Below are 17,641 nucleotides of genomic sequence, written 5' to 3'. Positions count from 1 at the left end.
AGTTCTAACAGAACTATTTCCTAACTCTTTTAAGAGATAGATATATGTTTTAAGATAAATACTATTTATGGGTTTATGAATGATACAATCTTAATACTAATGCTTACTTAATTTTGATGTAATATGAGTGAAATACTATGTATCTATTTTTGCGCACCAATTATAGTTGAGACGCTATAACAAAATTATAAGCAATTGTTTATATGCAAATATCCGATGAGAAATTATGGGAATCATGTTTGACAGGGGATAAGGAGGCTTTCAAGGAAATCTATTGTCGCTTTTATTCTTTGTTGTATAATTATGGCTCCAAACTGGTTTCCGATAAGGATCTGGTAAAAGATTGCATTCAGGATATTTTCATTAAACTGATTCAGAACTATCCCTCTCTTTCTCCAACTCCAAATGTGAAAGGGTATCTGATCAAAGCCTTACGTAACAAATTGTATGATGCATTGGAAAAGGAAAAACCGACCGATGATATCACCCTGTATGAAGAAGTTTTTATAACAGACGAGTTATTCCCTTTACTCTCTTTCGACGATTCGGAAGTAGATGACCGTGCCAGACGTCTCATGCAGGTTTTTTCTTTGCTGTCCTCCCATCAGCAGGAAATTATCTATTTGTATTATGTAAATGAACTGAAGCATGAAGAAATAGCGGAGATAATGGGTATAAATTATCAATCTAGTAAAAATCTGTTATTCAGATCTTTATCTAGTCTTAAGAAATTATATCTGAAAAAAGATTGATTTTATTCAAAAAAAGTGAGTACCAAATGAGACCTCTCCCGTAATAGGGATAAAAGAGGTTACTTGTGGATAAAAAGCAAAACATATTAAATAAAAGATCATTTGAGCAGGCCGGGAAAGACCTACTCCGGAAAGTTCATGATGCAGAGTCTGATAACTTGCAGGAGGCACTGGCGTCGTGGCAGGAGATTGAAGCCCGGACGACTCAGCCACGCACTTCATTCAGATTACGTTCCCGTTATATATTGTCTGTGGCAGCTTCAATAGCTGTACTTCTTTCTGTAGGTCTTTATTTTTGGATGGATACGAAGAGTGATACTTCTATGTCGCTTGCCTTGCTTGAAAACAACACATCGTCTTTGTCCGGCGATGAGATTGTTTTGATCGAAAGCGATGATAAGATGCAATTGAAAGATGAATCATCGATCAAATATGATGTGGATGGGAAATCGAATGTGGAGCAGCATGTCGTAAAAAAGGAAATAGCAGAAGAAAAGAAAGAGAAAAAAGAGGAAATCAATCAGATTATCGTGCCAAAGGGCCGGCGGGCGGACATTACTTTTTCGGATGGAACGAAAATGTATGTCAATGCCGGAACACGTGTTTTTTATCCGGCAGTCTTCAAAACGGATAAAAGAGAAATACTGGTAGAAGGTGAAGTCTATCTGGATGTGGCGAAAGATCCTTCGCGTCCTTTCATTGTTAAGACGAACAGCTTTGATGTGAAAGTGCTCGGCACGCAGTTCAACGTATGCGCTTATAAAGAAGATGTTTCCGCCTCGGTCGTGCTGGTCAATGGGCAGGTGGAAGTCAATGCCGGAAAGAATAACAAGTCGATACTCTCTCCCAATCAAATGATGAAGATAAATGATAAAAGTGTGGATATAAAGGAGGTGGATGTTTTCGAATATATCTGTTGGAAGGATAATATGATGATGCTGAACGACCGGAAGGTAGGGGAGACGTTGGACCGGTTGTCGCGTTATTACGGTCGTAACATTTGGTATAATGAAGAGATTGGAAATATTCCTATTTCCGGAAAGTTGGATTTGCGGGAAAATATGGAAGATGTAATCAATATCATTTGCCAGTTAATGTTCCTTCAGTATAAGACAGATGCAAATAATAATATAATAATATCAAAATAAAATGCCTATGTAAAAGCCCTAGAGTTAAAAAAGAACCGAACGATACGGCCATATCATCCGGTTCTCAAATTTTTTGTTTAATCTATTAAATTATGTATCAAAGAAAAAACATTACAAATGTATGAAAAAGAATGAAGAGTTCAGCCGAAAACCGGCTCATTTTCTTAAAAGTGCATGTTTAGCCTTATGTCTGGTAAGTTATGGAGGATCTGCTATCTACGCAGCTTCTACTTATGCGGAACAAACCACGTTGACTGTCCGCATGAATAACCGGACTGTAAAAGATGTATTTTCTTACATCGAAAAGAACAGTGAATTTATTTTTGTGTATCATGGTTCAAACATCAATTTGAACAGAAGGGTAAATGTGGACGTAGACAACCAGACGGTTGAAACTATCCTGAAAAATATGTTTGCGGGAACGGATATTGAATATATCATCAATGACCGTCAGATTATTGTCCGCAAAAATGAAAAAACTAACAGGCCTGTTAGTTTTGCTGATGCTGAGTCTCAGCATCAGCAGCAGCAAAAGAAGGTAACCGTAACGGGTAATGTGAAAGATGCGACCGGTGAGCCGCTGATCGGTGTGAACGTGATGGTAAAAGGTACTACTATCGGCAGCATAACTGATGCTGATGGTAACTTCTCCATTTCTGATGTTCCTTCGAATGCTGTAGTTGCGATCTCTTATATCGGTTATAAAACGCAGGAAATCAGTTTGAGTGGCAAAACTGCCATCAATGTCGTTTTGAAGGAAGATAGTGAAGCTTTGGATGAAGTGGTAGTTATCGGTTATGGTACGCAGAAAAAAGTGGATTTGTCAGGAGCGGTTGCAACAGTACCGACCAAGGTGTTGGAAAACAGACCTGTGCTGACGGTAGGACAAGCTTTGCAAGGTTCGGTGGCCAACTTGAACGTATCCATCGGTAGTGGTCAGGCAACAGATTCGCCTAGCTTCAACATTCGTGGTACAACCTCTATCAATGGCGGTGATCCGCTGGTGGTTATTGACGGTGTGGTATCTTCGGCAGCCGAACTGAACCGCATGAACCCGACTGATATCGGTTCGATTTCTGTGCTGAAGGATGCTGCTTCTGCTGCTATTTACGGTTCACGTGCCGCTTTCGGTGTTATTTTAGTGACGACCAAGACGGCCGGACAGGAAAAGCTGACGGTCAATTACAACAACAACTTCGGTATGCGCAAGCTGACAGGTATGGCAGATGTCATTACCGATCCTTATATTGTGGCTTCAACCCGTAATACCATGTCTTATCCTTGGTACAACCTCTATAATGAAGAACAATTGGCGTATGCTAAGAAAGTGTCGGAAGTGCCGGGTACTTCTCCTTATTATCTGAATCAGGACGGCACTTATTCTTATTTCGGTAGCACGGATTGGTTTGATGAAGCATATAAGAATTTGGCATTCTCTACTAACCATACGATTGATGTTTCCGGTAAGACAGACCGTGTGAACTACTTTTTCTCTGCCAACTACAACTTCCAGGATGGTATGGTGAAATATGGTACGGATAAGTACAATAAGTATAACCTCCGCTCCAAAATGGATTTCAAAGTGACGGATTGGTGGACATTCGGTAATAATACCAGTTTTGTTAATTCTGATTATGATTCACCAAACTATTTGGGAGATTCTTATTATTGGGAAGTAAACCGTATTAATCCATTGGATGTGACTTATAACCCGGATGGTTCTTGGACAAAGGCTGGTAGTAGTGTGTTTGGTCGTTTAGTAGACGGAGGCCGTTGGAACCAGCAGAAAATGACTTTATCAACTCAGTTTACTACCAAGATTGACATTATCAAGGATGTCCTTTTTGTCAATGGTTCGTTCAACTATACAACGAATAAAAATGCTGAAGAAGGATATTCCTTACCGGTCGATTATTATGATGGTCCGGACAGACCTGCTAAGCAGCAAGACCCTGTATCTCGGGCTTATTTGAATCGTACTAACGCCCGTACATTGACGTTTGACGCATATGCCACTTTCCATAAGGTGTTCAATGAAAAGCATGATTTTACGGCGATGGTTGGTTTCAACCAGGAAGACTGGCGTTCGAATTATGCATCTGCAAGCCGTAAGGAATTGATTTCTTCGTCTTTGCCTACGCTGGGGTTGGCTTCGGGCGATATGAACGTGGGACAGAGCATTTCTACGTTGGCGATGCGAAGCGTGTTCGGCCGTTTGAATTATACGTTCAACAACAAGTATATCTTGGCTTTTAACGGCCGTTACGATGGGACATCCCGTTTCCCGCATGATGACCGCTACGTTTTCAACCCGTCCGGTTCTGTGGCTTGGGTACTTTCGGAAGAAAAATTCTTCGAGCCGGTACGTGATTATGTGGACTTCTTAAAGTTCAGATTCTCTTATGGTCGTTTGGGAAACCAAGATTTGAAAGACAATTACTATGCTTATCTGGCTACCATGGGATCAGGAAAGATCGGAGCTATTTTGGATGGTAAGCAGCCGGTGGGTGTTTCTGCTCCGGGGTTGGTTGCCGGCAACTTGACTTGGGAAAAGGTAACTACAGCTGACTGGGGTATGGATGTTACCCTGTTGGATAATCGTTTGTCAGCAACTGTCGATGGATATATTCGCCGAACAAAGGATATGTTGACGGCCGGTGCGGAGTTGCCAAATGTTTTAGGTGCCAGTGAGCCATTGGAAAATGCGGCAGATTTGAAGACAACCGGTTGGGATTTGACTATCAGTTGGCGTGACAAATTGCAATTGGCCGGTAAGCCGTTGAACTACGGGGTTAGCTTCAATATTGGTGATAGTCGTTCTTGGATTACCAAGTTTTCAAATGAGACAGGTACTTTAAAAGATTACTATGAAGGATGGGAAATAGGTTCTATCTGGGGGTTGGTAACAGAAGGTTTCTTTACTTCTCAGGAAGATATGGACAACCATGCCGACCAGACACAGGTCGCTTCTTATATCGGTACACGGCCGATTGCTCCGGGCGATTTGAAGTTTAAGGATTTGAATAATGACGGTAAAATTGATAACGGTTCATGGACCATTGACGACCATGGCGATTATAAGATTATCGGTAACAGCCGTGCCCGTTATGGTTTCGGGTTCAATTTGAATGCTGATTGGAACGGTTTCGACTTGAGTTTGTTTGTACAGGGTGTTTTGAAGAAGAATTACAGTCCGAGTGGTGACTTATATTTCTGGGGTATCTATGCACAGCCTTGGACGAACATTACGTATGGTAATTATTACGACCGTTGGACGGAAGAGAATCCGAGTCAGGATGCCTATTTCCCGCGTTTCAAATCGTATGTGGCAGAAGGTGGTGCTGAAGCGGCTCTTACTCAGACTCGTTATTTGCAGAATGCGACGTATGCCCGTTTGAAGAACTTGACATTTGGTTATACATTGCCGAAACAGTGGACGGAAAAAGCGAATATCCAGCGTTTGCGTGTCTTCTTCTCTGGTGATAACTTGTGTGAAATAACAGGTTTGTATAAGTATTATAAACTGGATCCGGAATGTTTGGGTGGACAGATGTATCCGTTGCAGCGTTCTTACTCATTTGGTTTAAATGTTACATTCTAATTTATAATTGCTGAAAGTTATGACTATTATTAAAAATATGATAAAAATAGCTGCGATAGGATTCGTCAGCATGGTAGGGTTAAGCGGATGTAACGATTCGTTTATGGACAAATATTCAGAAACATCCATTACGGAAGATGGTTTCTTCAAAACGCCTGGTGATTTGGAAATCTATACGAATAACATGTATGGATATATCTCTGCCGATTATTGGGATGTCGCATCCGACAATGTGATGTATGTGGAAGAAGCCGGTATCTATTCTAAAATGCGTGGTGAGTTGAATCCTAATAAAGCAGGAGCATGGAGTTGGGGGAGTATCCGTAATGTCAATTTCATGTTGGCAAGAACCAATAACGTTGTAGGTGATGTTGCGGAAATCAACCATTACATTGGTTTGGCTCGTATGTTCCGTGCAAAGTTGTATTACGATAAAGTGTTGTCTTATTCGGATGTGCCTTGGTACAGCCGTGATTTGCAGACAACCGATACGGAAGAATTGTTCAAGCCGCAAGACCCGCGTGCATTGGTTGTTGATTCTGTCATGGCCGATTTGGATTTTGCTGTAAAGAACATGAAGGACAACAGTAGCGGACGGACACGTTGGTATAGAAGCGGAGCTTTGGCTATGCAGGCTCGCATCGCTCTGGCAGAAGGTTGTTGGCGTAAATATCATCCGGAGTTGGGGTTGAATGATGCAGACCGCTTTTTCAAAGTGGCAGCGGATGCTTGTAATGCGATTATGAATACGGGCAATTATGAATTGTCTGTCGGTGAAGGGGCTTACGGGGCATTGTTTAACAGTCAGGATCTTTCGTCCAATAAGGAGATGATTATTTTCGAAGATTATAGCAATGAATTGGGACGTTTGCACGGTGCTGGTGCCCGTTTTGACTGGACTACCGGTTTGTCACGTGACTTGATGGAAGATTATTATGTGATTGAGGATGGTAAAGCCAAAAGGTTCCAGGATGTGCCGGATTATGACAAGAAGACATTCTTGGAAATCTTTGAAAACAGGGATCCCCGTTTGGGACAGACGTTTATGACACCAGGTTTCATTCGTCCGGGGTCAAGCGAGCCTCACCGTCAGAAAATAACAATCGGAGGGTATCCGCAGGTGAAATTTTCTCCAGGTACATTTGATCAATTGGAATGGGGTAAAGCTTATACAGACCTACCTTTGATCCGGTATGCAGAAGTCTTATTGATGTATGCGGAAGCCAAAGCGGAGTTAGGAGAATTGACACAGGATGATATTGACCGATCCATTAATCTGATCAGGGATCGTGCCGGTGTGCCTCGGGCCACTTTGTCGGAATGGTTGGCAAATATCGATCCAGTACAGGCAAACCGTTATCCGAATGTTACTTCTTCACAGAAAGGGGCGATTTTGGAAGTACGTCGTGAAAGACGTATCGAACTGGCTTGCGAAGGATTCCGTTTCGACGATTTGATGCGTTGGGGTGCCGGTAAATTGATGGAAAAAGCTCCGGAAGGTATGTACATTGGTAAATTGGGTTATATCGATTTGACAGGTGACGGACAACCGGATTATGCAGTGGTGGCAACACAGGCAGATGCCGATGCTATTCCGCAAGCAGATAAGGAGAAATACAAACTGAATGTAGAAATTTTGGAAGGTAATACCATTGAGTTGACCGGTGGCGATAAAGGCTATATCCGTTTGATTGCTCAGGTGAATAAATGGAAGTTCATTGAACCGAAGTATTATTACAGTCCGATAGCTACCCAAGATATTGTATTAAATAAGAATTTGGTTCAGAATAAGTATTGGGTTGAATAGTCAGGATCATTTTTTACTCTTTGAGTAGGAATGAATATATTGTATATCTCAAAAGTTACATTTATTATCATAAGTGTGAACTTTTGAGATATATTTTTGAATCACTTTAATCTTTCTATCTTTGTAGTTGAATTACTACTACATATCAATAGTTATATACATGAAAACACAACTTTTTACTAGTATTACATTTGTAATATTACTTTTAAGCTTGTTCTCTTCTTGTTCTGAGCAGAAGAAAGAACAACAACTCACTGTCCTTTCTTGGAATATCTGGCATGCGGGTCATTCCAAAACGTATGGTCAGAAAGCTTGTGACGGTATTATCGGCGTATTGAAGAAAAGCCAGGCGGATGTGATTTTGATGATTGAAACATACGGGGCTTCTGACCTAGTAGCCGATTCGTTGGGGTTTTATCACCGTCTGTTGTCGAGCAATCTTTCTATCTATAGCCGGTATCCGATTGTAAAGACGTTTACTTTCCCGGACCAGATCGCTACATTCAATTTCGGGGGAGTGGAGATCGATATGGACGGGACGCCGGTCCGCTTGTTTGATACCTGGATCCATTATTTGCCTGATGCACGTTTGGTTCCTACTGACAAGTCGGAAGAAGAAATTTTGGCCTGGGACGATGCCGGAACACGCGATGAAGAAATCCGAAAGATACTCGGAGCTTTGAAACCAATGATTGCAGAATCAGACAGTATCCCTATCGTCATGGGAGGTGATTTCAATAGCCACTCGCATCTGGACTGGACAGAGGCGACCAAAGATATGTATAATCACGGTGGTGCCGTTGTGAACTGGACTGTCTCCAAAGAGATGCAGGCTGCTAACTTTAAAGATAGCTTCCGTGAGATTAATCCCGACCCGGTGAAGAATATTGGAACAACCTGGCTGACGGATGCCGATTCGCTGGAAACAGTCAATCGCCAGGATCGTATCGACTTCATTTATTACCAAGGAAAGACGATACAGGCGATAGAGTCCCAATGCTATGACAATATTCTGGGTGAAGCATTTTCTTTCAAAGGGGAAGACTTCTTTTATGCTTCTGATCACGGGTTTGTGCTGACAACCTTTACGATTAGAAAATAGAAAACTTACTACTGATATTCTAAATAAACACATTAATAACATGAAGAAAACAATCTTGAGCATCGCCCTGCTGAGCGGCATCGCTTCTTTTGCCAATGCAGCCTACACTGGGCATGTCTTTGTCGATAAAAACAATAACGGAGTATTTGATAAAGGCGAGAAAGCCATGGCGGGAATCCTCGTTTCCGACGGCCTCAATGTCGTGAAGACGGCCGGCGACGGCTCTTTCACCCTGCCCGGGCATGAACGAGAACGTTTCATCTTTATCACCACTCCTTCCGGATATAAAACAAACAATAAACATTATCGCCGCATCGAGGGCGACCAAATGTCGTACGACTTCGGGCTGCAACCGTACAGCGGTGGTATCAAATCTGACGGTAGTCATAAATATGTGCATATCGCTGATACAGAGATATTCAACACCGACAATCATGGTGATTGGGTATCCAACGTTCGTGATTACACGGCTAATGAGGAAGCTGCTTTTATCATCCATACCGGCGATATCTGTTATGAGAACGGTTTGAAAGCTCATATCAAACTCATGAACACGGCCAATATGAACTGTCCTATTTTTTACTGTATCGGCAATCACGACCTGGTAAAAGGAAAGTACGGCGAGGAACTGTTCGAAAGTATCTACGGCCCCGTCTTTTACTCCTTTGATGCCGGTAGCGTGCATTATATTGTGACACCGATGGCGGGTGGCGATTACCAGCCGGGCTATACGAAGGAAGATGTCTATCGCTGGCTGAAGAACGATCTGGCGCAAATCCCGCAAGGCAAGCCCATTGTCGTATTCAATCATGACTTGCTGACTTACGGCGACCAGTTTATCTTCGGTATCAACGACCAGGAACAAATTAACTTGAATGACCATAACCTGAAAGCCTGGGTATACGGTCACTGGCATATCAATTACATAAAGAAACAGGGTAACGTCTACTCTGTCTCTACTGCTACCCTGGACAAGGGAGGTATCGACCATTCTACTAGCGCTTTCCGCGTGCTGCACGTGGACAAGAAAGGTGATTTCACCTCTGAATTGCGTTACACTTATCTTGATAAAAGTATCCAAATCTCTACTCCGGCCGAAGGACAAGTTCCGGTATTGGCTTCGGGTGCTGTGCCTGTGACAGTGAATGTCTATTCGTCAGTCTCTCCCGTGAAAGAGGTTTCTTATTCTTGTCAGATAGATGGAAAGACATTTGTCAGCAATCGTAAGTTGAGCCAGGCTACGGACTGGTGCTGGAACTCCGAAGTACCCTTTACGGCTGCTCAACGTGGGAAGATGGCTACCCTGAAAGTAAGAGCACTCTTCAACAATGGCGAAGTGGCGGAAACCGAAACGGTATTCACCTATCAACCAACAAATGTAAAACCGGATTTGTCAGCCGACTGGAATAACCTGTTAGGAACTCCCGAGCATGTTGCGACTGCTTCTTCGAGCGTAAACCCGCCTCTCGAAATGGCCTGGGTGAAGAATATTGGAGCCAATATCTATATGACTTCCCCATTGGTTTACAACGGTATGATTTATGTTGCCTCTGTCGATGAGAACCTGCAAGGTGATGCTCATATTTATGCCCTGAACGGACAAACGGGCGAGTTGCTTTGGAAATACCAGACACGTAATTCCATCAAAAACACTATCGCCATTGACAATGGTCGTGTGTTGGCACAAGACGCCCAGGGATATCTGTATGCCGTAGATGCCCAAAGCGGTAAATTAAGCTGGGAGAAACAACTGCCGGTAGCCGGCCTGCCTTCTTTGATCGAAGGTCTGGTTGCCTCCGACGGTGTTGTGTATGCCGGGACAGGCAAAGGTCTTTGTGCCATCGACACTAAAGACGGACGTGAGATCTGGCGCAATAAAGACTGGGGGCAGGGCGAAGGCACCACCACCACCTTCTCCGTAGGAAAGAATATGCTGATCGCCTCTTCCCAATGGCGTGCCCTCTACGGCAACGACCTGAAGACCGGCGCCTTGAAATGGACAGCCGACACTAACGGTCTGCGTAACCGCGGCGCATCGGCAGCCGTTCATGGTGACCTGCTCTACCTTATCTCCGACAAGTCTTTCTTTATCCTCGATGCCAATACAGGCCGTGTGATTGTTCGCAAGGAACTGCCTTTCAGTGTCGATGTAACCTCAACACCGTTACTGACAGATAAGGAGATCATCTTCGGCTCCGCAAAAGACGGTTTGGTCGCATTGGATAGCGAAACACTAGAGATTAAATGGAAGTTTAATACCGGAGATGCGTTGGTATATACTTCTCCTTACTCCCGTAAAGTATCTGCAACCATCGAGACAAGTCCTGTTTTATCAGGCAATACGGTTTATGTAGGAGCTTCCGACGGAACTATCTACGGCGTGAATAAGGAGACCGGAAGATTTGCCTGGAAGCATGCGACAGGCGCTCCGGTATTTGGTTCGGTAGCCGTTTCGGGGAATACGTTGATAGCGGTCGATTTCGGAGGAAACGTTTATACGTTCGTTGCCTCTGAATAAAAGCTTGATACTAAGCTTTGAATAGAGAGGTGCGTTTCCAAAACGGAGGCGCACCTTTTGTTTGTATATGACTGGAGGATTCTATATCTTTGCATTATTACTGATTATAACTGTATTAAAGAAACCATTGAGATATGAAACGTTCTGAAGTTGTAGAGTTAATAAAAGAGACTGTACGTCGTATTGCTCCCGGTGCAAAGACTATCTTGTATGGTTCGGAAGCACGGGGTGATGCCCGTCCCGACAGCGATATCGATCTTCTTATTCTGGTTGACGGTGATACAATGACACTGGCACAAGAAGAAGAAATAACGCTTCCTCTCTATGAGTTGGAGTTACGAACAGGCATCTCTATCAGTCCAATGATCGTTTTAAAAAAGTTATGGGATAACCGTCCTTTCAAAACTCCTTTTTATGTCAACATTATAAATGAAGGGATTGTATTATGAAAGAAATATTGGATGAAGAAAGCCGGAAAGCTTTGATAGCTTACAGGCTTCAACGGGCTTATGAGACGTTGAAAGAGGCAGAGGTCATGATACGGGAATCATTTTATAATGCAGCCGTTAACCGTATGTATTATGCATGTTATTATGCAGCTGTAGCTTTATTACTGAAATATGATATTCAGACTCAGACTAATAATGGTGTGAAAACAATGCTTGGGTTGCATTTTATTTCTACAGGAAAGCTGTCATTAAAAATAGGCAAGACTTTCTCTACTCTCTTTGAAAAGAGGCAGAGTGGCGACTATGATGACTTTGTTTATTGCGACCAAAGCTTGGTCGAAGAATTATACCCACAGGCCAGCCTGTTCATTGATTCAGTAAAAGAGATACTTACCAAGCCTTAAGCCGGATAAGCATCTCTTAGGGAAAGTACAGGGGGTACTTATTTCAATTCAAATGCTACTTTATTGCGAATATCTGTTGAGGAAGCACCGATCCATGCTTCGAACTTACCTGGTTCGGCGACCCATTCATGGCGGGTGTCATCGAAGAAACTCAACGCCTCTTTTCCGATGGTGAAAGTTACCTCCCGGGTCTCTCCCGGAGCCAGTTTTACCTTGCTGAAGCCTTTCAGTTCCTTTACAGGACGGGGCAGTGATGATTTCAGATCACTGATATATAGCTGTATTACTTCCGAACCTTCGCGACTGCCTGTATTGGTGACAGGTAGGGTAATGGTAAGCGTTTCATCCTGTCCCATCACTTTCTTGTCGGCTATGGCCTTTCCATAGGCAAAAGTGGTATAGCTTAGGCCATGACCGAAAGAGAACAGCGGTTTTGTCTTTTCCTTGTCCGCCCAGCGATAACCGACGAAGATTCCTTCGTTGTACTTCTGATCCACGATAGGGCTGCCGTCGTTGCGGGGAGTACCCGGATATTCACCCAGTTTATGCGCACCTACATCCTGCAAAGAAGCGGGGAAAGTAAACGGTAACTTGCCGGACGGATTTACATCTCCCGTCAATACCGAAGCAATGGCGCTACCTGCTTCCGACCCCAGATACCATGCCTGCACGATGGCGGGGACTTCTTTCACCCATGGCATGGCGATGGCGTTGCCTGAGATATTTACTACAATCAGGTTCTTGTTTGCCTTTGCCAGGGCGGCTATTACCTTATCTTGGCCGTAAGACAGACCTAATTCCTTACGGTCTGCATCCTCGCAGTCCTGATGCGCGCTCTTGTTCAGGCCGCCGATAAAGATGACGTAATCGGCATCTTTGGCTACGGCAACGGCTTCGGCTATCAACTCTTCCGGCGAACGGTTGTCCTCCAGGTCCTGGCCGGATTTCACACCGTTGTATTCACCGCTCGGGTCGCCTACATAACCACGTGCATAAATGACCTCCGCCTGGTCGCCCACCCGTTTCCGGATGCCGTCCAGCGGGGAGAGTTCGTATTTTACTTTCAGGGAAGAAGAACCGCCGCCTACAGTCATCATTTTGATGGCATTCTCTCCGATGACGGCTATTCTTTTTGCCTGGTTCAGGTCGATAGGGAGCAGGTTATTCCGATTCTGCAATAACACGATACCCTCTTCACCGATACGGCGGGCTGCGGCAAAATGGGCTTCCGAGCAGAGCGAGCCGTACGGACGGTTTCTATCCATCGTAGTGCGGTAGGCGAGGCGCAGAATGCGTCTTACCTTGTCGTCCAGTTCTTTTGTTCCGACTTTGCCTTCACGAATCAGTTTCAGGTAAGGATCTGCCAGATAATAATTGTCGTAAGCGTTGCTTGCTCCGTTGGACAATCCGTTGGTCCAGCTTCCGAACTCCATATCGAGTCCGTTGGTGATGGCTTCCTGCGTGTTATGAACACCTCCCCAGTCGGAGACGACAACACCGTCGAAACCCCATTCGCCTTTCAGTATGTCGTTCAGGAGGTACTGGTTATGGCAACCGTGCTGATTCTTATACAGGTTGTAGGAACCCATGATGGCCCAGGCATTTCCTTCCTGAACGGCCGCCTTGAAGGCGGGCAGGTAGATTTCATAGAGGGCACGGTCGTCTACGATGACGTTGGTCGTGTGGCGGTTTACTTCCTGGTTGTTGAGTGCATAATGTTTCACACAGGCTGCTACACCGTTCTGCTGGACGCCTTGCACATAGGGGACTACCATCTTTCCGGCCAGATAAGGGTCTTCGCCCATATACTCGAAATTGCGGGCGTTCAGTGGCGAGCGGTAGATGTTTACACCGGGGCCCAGCAAGACCGTTTTATTCCGGTAACGGGCTTCTTCACCGATGCTTTTACCATATAACCTGGCTATCTCCGGGTCCCAGCTGGCAGCCAGGCAGGTCAGAGCCGGGAAGGCTACGCAGGAGTCGTTGGTCCATCCCGCCTGCTCCCATTCATCCCATAAGACTTCGGGACGAATGCCGTGGGGGCCGTCGGTCATCCAAAATTCGGGAATGCCCAGGCGTGCGACGCCCGGCGAACAAAACTTGGACTGGGCATGTGTCAGTGCTACCTTTTCTTCCAGCGTGAGGCGTGACAGTGCATCTTCCACACGTTCTTCAATGGGTTTGCTACTGTCCAGATAAGTGGGGACTTCCTGCTGTGCCTGCCCGAAACCGGGTAGCAACAACAGGCTGCAAGCGATGTATTTGATTAGTTTCATGTTGTTATTGTGTCTTTAAACCTAGTGAGCGGATATATTCGTTTTGTATGACGCATTGCTGTATGCGGCTGTTCTCTATAAACTCCGTTAAAGCTGCTTTGGCTGTTTCCTGGTCCGGCCGGGCATCACGGATTTCCTGGTATGTGCCCCGGGGAGCTTCGGAGAAGGCAACGACAGCGTCCCAGCCGGCTGGTGCTTTGATGCCGGCAAAGGAGGATTTGTCGATTTTCTTGTACGGCCAGAACGTCCAGCCGATGTTGTTCTCTTCCATCACATGGCAGAAAGCGTTCTGCCAGGCTTCTGTATTATGTCCGATTTCGCCCATATACATGGGGAGGTTTACCCGGTCGCGGAAGTCGATGATCTCCTGAATGGCTGCTTTGGAGGCATCGCCTCCGTAACGATGGCAGGTATACATGATTTTATTGTCGAAGGTGGAGTCGATGAACGGGCGGAAGTTACCGTTCCACTGCGCGCCGCCCAGCAGGATGATATGGTTGGTGTCTGCCTCGCGGATGGCGGCTGTGGCTCGTTTATACAACGATTCCAGCTTGCCGTTCAACTCTTCCATATTGCTGAAATAAGGAGCGATAGGCTCATTTGCCAGTTCGTAGCCGAGGATAACCGGCTCGTTCTTATAATAGCCTGCAATCTTTTTCCAGATGTCGCAGAATAGCTGCTGGCTGGCTTCGCTCTCGAACAACCAGGGATACCCGTAGCTGTCGTCGATGTTATCGCCGGTCTGTCCGCCCGGAGCATCGTGCATATCGAGAATCAGGTAGAGGCCTGTCTCGCGGCACCAGCCGACTACACTGTCTATGCGGGCAAAACCGTCCTGATTGGCCGTCAATCCCATATAATCCTCGTCGGTGAAGAGTTTATAATGGAAGGGAAGACGGATGGTGTTAGCGCCGGTCGCCGCAATGAACCGTATATCGTCGCGGGTAATATAGTTATCTTTGAACGCTTTCCAGAACTCAGCGGTGAAGTCGGGACCGACCAGTTCGCAGAGCATCTGGTTGATACGTCCCGGCGAATTTGTCTTGTTGAAGCCAAACATATACCCTTCCGGGTTCAGCCAGTTGCCAAGGTTCGTCCCTTTGATAAAGAACTTCTGCCCTTTGGGGGTAATCAGGTCGGTACCGGAGATACGCATGAATGCTTCCGGCGGCAGGTCGGCCGTATCCGCATCTGCAGTGCCGGTGTGCTGCCGGCATCCGGTAACGGATACCAGCAGGAGCATGAGTATTAAATAGATATTCTTTTTCATGTCTGTTATTTTACTGTGAATGTTGTTTGTAATCCTTCGGCGCTGTTAGGGCCGACCCAGAGGTTAAACTCGCCCGGCTCGACTACTCTCTGCCGGTCGATGTTCCAGAAGGCCAGTTCTTCGACGGGGAGTGAGAAAGAGACTGTCTTTGTCTCACCTTGCTTCAGAGGAATCCGCCGGAAGCCTTTCAACTCTTTGACCGGGCGGGTGATGGAACCGGCTTTGTCCTGTACGTACAGTTGCACGACTTCCGTGCCTTCATACTTACCGGTATTTGTCAGGTCGAAGCTGATTTCCAGTGTTCCGTCGACAGCCAACTGATTCGTTGCCAATTGCAGGTTGTCATAGCCGAAGGTGGTGTAAGACAATCCGTAACCGAACGGGAACAAAGGGTCGAAACCGGCATCCATGTAGAAGGAAGTACAGCCCAGGGAGGTCTGCCCGGCTTCCTGCGGGATATCGTCTATCAACGTTTCCTGGCGGGAGGCAGGGCGGCCCGTATTGTTATGTGCATAGTAAACAGGTATCTGGCCTACCATCTTCGGGAAGGTAACGGGTGTTTTTCCGCTTGGTACCGTTTTTCCGAAGAGCAGGTCGGCAAGGGCCGGTCCGCCCATTGTTCCCGGATGGAAAGCGTAGAGAACGGCGTCGGACTGTTCGACTTCCTGCCCGATTGTCAGCGGACGGCCTGCCATAACCACCGTCACAAGCGGTTTCCCTATCTTTGCCAGGGAGGCTATCAGTTCACTCTGCGCTCCCTGCAAATGCAGGTCGGCTAACGAGTGCGCTTCGCCTGAGAGGATAGACTCTTCTCCGGCGCATACCAGTACGGCATCGGCACGCATAGCGGCATTCACGGCTTTGGCGATGCCGGCTGTATGCTTGTCGCGGCTATAACCTAATCCGGGTTCGTAGATGATTCGTACTTTATCGCCATACATTTCCGTTAAGGCTGCCAGTATTGTTTGCGTATGTTCCTTTTCTCCGTCGAATACCCAGGTTCCCATCTGGTCGTGGGCGGCATCGGCCAACGGTCCTATTACGGCAAGGGTACGTATCTTATCGGTAAAAGGTAAGGTTTCGCGGTCGTTCTTTAATAAGATAACCGATTGTTCTGCCGCCTCTTTGGCTTTTGCCAGGTGGGTGGGCGCATATTTTACTTGTTGGTCTGTGTCTACATAGGGGTTATCAAACAGTCCCAGGCGGAATTTAAGACGGAGGATGTTACGGACTGCCTCATCAATCGCTGCTTCCGATACTTTCTTCTCCTTGACAAGTTCTTCCAGGTTGCGGATAAACGTACCGCTTACCATTTCCATGTCGATGCCGGCATTCACGGATTTCATGGCTGCTTCTTTCTCGTCTTTGCAGAAACCATGGGAAATCATTTCGGCCGAGGATGCCCAGTCTGTTACCACCAGTCCGTCGTAATTCCATTCGCCGCGCAGCACATCTTTCAGGATGAAACTGTTACCTGTCGAGGGAATTCCGTCGTTATCATTGAAAGAAGTCATGAACGTGGCGCATCCGGCTTTGGCAGCCGCTTCGAACGGAGGAAAATAGACGTTGCGCAGCTGGCGTTCGGGAATAAAGGTGGAATTGTAATCGCGTCCTCCTTCCGATGCACCATAACCTACAAAGTGTTTGGCACAGGCTGCAACAGCCGTCGGATTGTTCAGGGAATCGCCTTGGAAACCTTTCACCATGGCTACCCCCATCACGGAGCTCAGATACGGGTCTTCACCGCAGCTCTCGGCGATGCGTCCCCACCGTGGGTCGCGCGATATATCGATCATTGGGGCAAAGGTCCAGCGGATGCCGTCGGCCGACGCTTCGACAGCCGCCACACGGGCACCGTCTTCCACCAGTTGCGGGTTGAAAGTTGCCGCCTGTCCCAACGGGATGGGGAAGATGGTTTTATAGCCGTGGATGACGTCGCGTGACATGAGCAGGGGAATACCCAGGTGGGATTCTTCTACGGCTATTCTCTGCGCTTTGTTTACCAGTTCCGGATCGGTCAGGTTTAACAGCGAACCGACATTCCCTTCCCGGATGAACCCGGCCATTTCTTCCAGGCCGCCGAAAGGACTTAGCTGGTTCATCTGGCCAATCTTTTCCTGCAAGGTCATTTGCTCTAACAAGGCGTTCACCCGGCTTTCAATATCTCCTTCTTGCGTTCCCTGGGGTTCTGCGCATGATAAGAATGGCAAAAGCAGCAGGTAGACAGATAATCGTTTTATTTTCATGGCATAGTAAGATAAGCAGGGATATCCTCCGGGATGAAACAGACTATTTCATTCTGAGGATATCCCTC

Annotated in this window: 11 protein-coding genes; 8 read left to right on the top strand and 3 right to left on the bottom strand. The window is 46.1% G+C overall.

Features of this window, described 5'->3' with window-relative positions; translation table 11 throughout:
* Window positions 1-203: 203 nt before the first annotated feature.
* The 8 genes from NBH14_RS24530 (at window position 204) to NBH14_RS24495 (ending at window position 11,781) form a co-directional block, all read left to right on the top strand.
* A complete protein-coding gene (locus tag NBH14_RS24530; RefSeq protein ID WP_186957822.1) occupies window positions 204-752 on the top strand; it encodes an RNA polymerase sigma factor in 549 nt (182 codons plus the stop codon).
* A 65-nt stretch (window positions 753-817) separates the two neighbouring features.
* Window positions 818-1,900 carry a FecR family protein gene (locus NBH14_RS24525; RefSeq protein ID WP_186957821.1) on the top strand — a complete coding sequence of 361 codons (1,083 nt, stop codon included), beginning with the start codon at window positions 818-820 and terminating at the stop codon, window positions 1,898-1,900.
* A 121-nt stretch (window positions 1,901-2,021) separates the two neighbouring features.
* Complete coding sequence (locus tag NBH14_RS24520; RefSeq protein ID WP_186957820.1) at window positions 2,022-5,501, top strand: TonB-dependent receptor; 3,480 nt, start codon at window positions 2,022-2,024, stop codon at window positions 5,499-5,501.
* Between the two features lie 19 nt (window positions 5,502-5,520).
* On the top strand, window positions 5,521-7,308 hold the full coding sequence (locus tag NBH14_RS24515) for a RagB/SusD family nutrient uptake outer membrane protein (protein ID WP_186957819.1): 1,788 nt from the start codon (window positions 5,521-5,523) through the stop codon (window positions 7,306-7,308).
* Between the two features lie 160 nt (window positions 7,309-7,468).
* Window positions 7,469-8,410 carry an endonuclease/exonuclease/phosphatase family protein gene (locus NBH14_RS24510; protein WP_186957818.1) on the top strand — a complete coding sequence of 314 codons (942 nt, stop codon included), beginning with the start codon at window positions 7,469-7,471 and terminating at the stop codon, window positions 8,408-8,410.
* Between the two features lie 40 nt (window positions 8,411-8,450).
* Window positions 8,451-10,928, top strand: a complete 2,478-nt coding sequence (locus NBH14_RS24505; protein WP_186957817.1) for an outer membrane protein assembly factor BamB family protein — start codon at window positions 8,451-8,453, stop codon at window positions 10,926-10,928.
* A gap of 134 nt (window positions 10,929-11,062) precedes the next feature.
* Complete coding sequence (locus tag NBH14_RS24500) at window positions 11,063-11,377, top strand: nucleotidyltransferase domain-containing protein (RefSeq protein WP_186957816.1); 315 nt, start codon at window positions 11,063-11,065, stop codon at window positions 11,375-11,377.
* Window positions 11,374-11,781, top strand: a complete 408-nt coding sequence (locus NBH14_RS24495; protein WP_186957815.1) for a HEPN domain-containing protein — start codon at window positions 11,374-11,376, stop codon at window positions 11,779-11,781. The genes NBH14_RS24500 and NBH14_RS24495 overlap by 4 nt, the downstream gene beginning before the upstream one ends.
* A gap of 38 nt (window positions 11,782-11,819) precedes the next feature.
* Here NBH14_RS24495 and NBH14_RS24490 read toward each other — a convergent pair whose 3' ends face one another.
* The 3 genes from NBH14_RS24490 to NBH14_RS24480 are packed head-to-tail and all read right to left on the bottom strand — an operon-like array spanning window position 11,820 to window position 17,573.
* The gene (locus tag NBH14_RS24490; RefSeq protein WP_186957814.1) at window positions 11,820-14,057 is read right to left on the bottom strand and encodes a glycoside hydrolase family 3 C-terminal domain-containing protein; all 2,238 of its coding nucleotides are present in this window, start codon (window positions 14,055-14,057) and stop codon (window positions 11,820-11,822) included.
* Between the two features lie 4 nt (window positions 14,058-14,061).
* A complete protein-coding gene (locus NBH14_RS24485; protein WP_186957813.1) occupies window positions 14,062-15,327 on the bottom strand; it encodes a glycoside hydrolase family 5 protein in 1,266 nt (421 codons plus the stop codon).
* A gap of 5 nt (window positions 15,328-15,332) precedes the next feature.
* Window positions 15,333-17,573, bottom strand: a complete 2,241-nt coding sequence (locus NBH14_RS24480) for a glycoside hydrolase family 3 N-terminal domain-containing protein (RefSeq protein ID WP_186957812.1) — start codon at window positions 17,571-17,573, stop codon at window positions 15,333-15,335.
* Window positions 17,574-17,641: the final 68 nt, after the last annotated feature.

The sequence above is a fragment of the Parabacteroides caecihominis genome (assembly GCF_023656785.1).
In the GTDB taxonomy this organism is placed as follows: Bacteria; Bacteroidota; Bacteroidia; order Bacteroidales; family Tannerellaceae; genus Parabacteroides; species Parabacteroides segnis.
The sequence above is the reverse complement of the archived record's forward strand: the minus strand, read 5'-3'. Positions and strand labels throughout refer to the sequence as shown.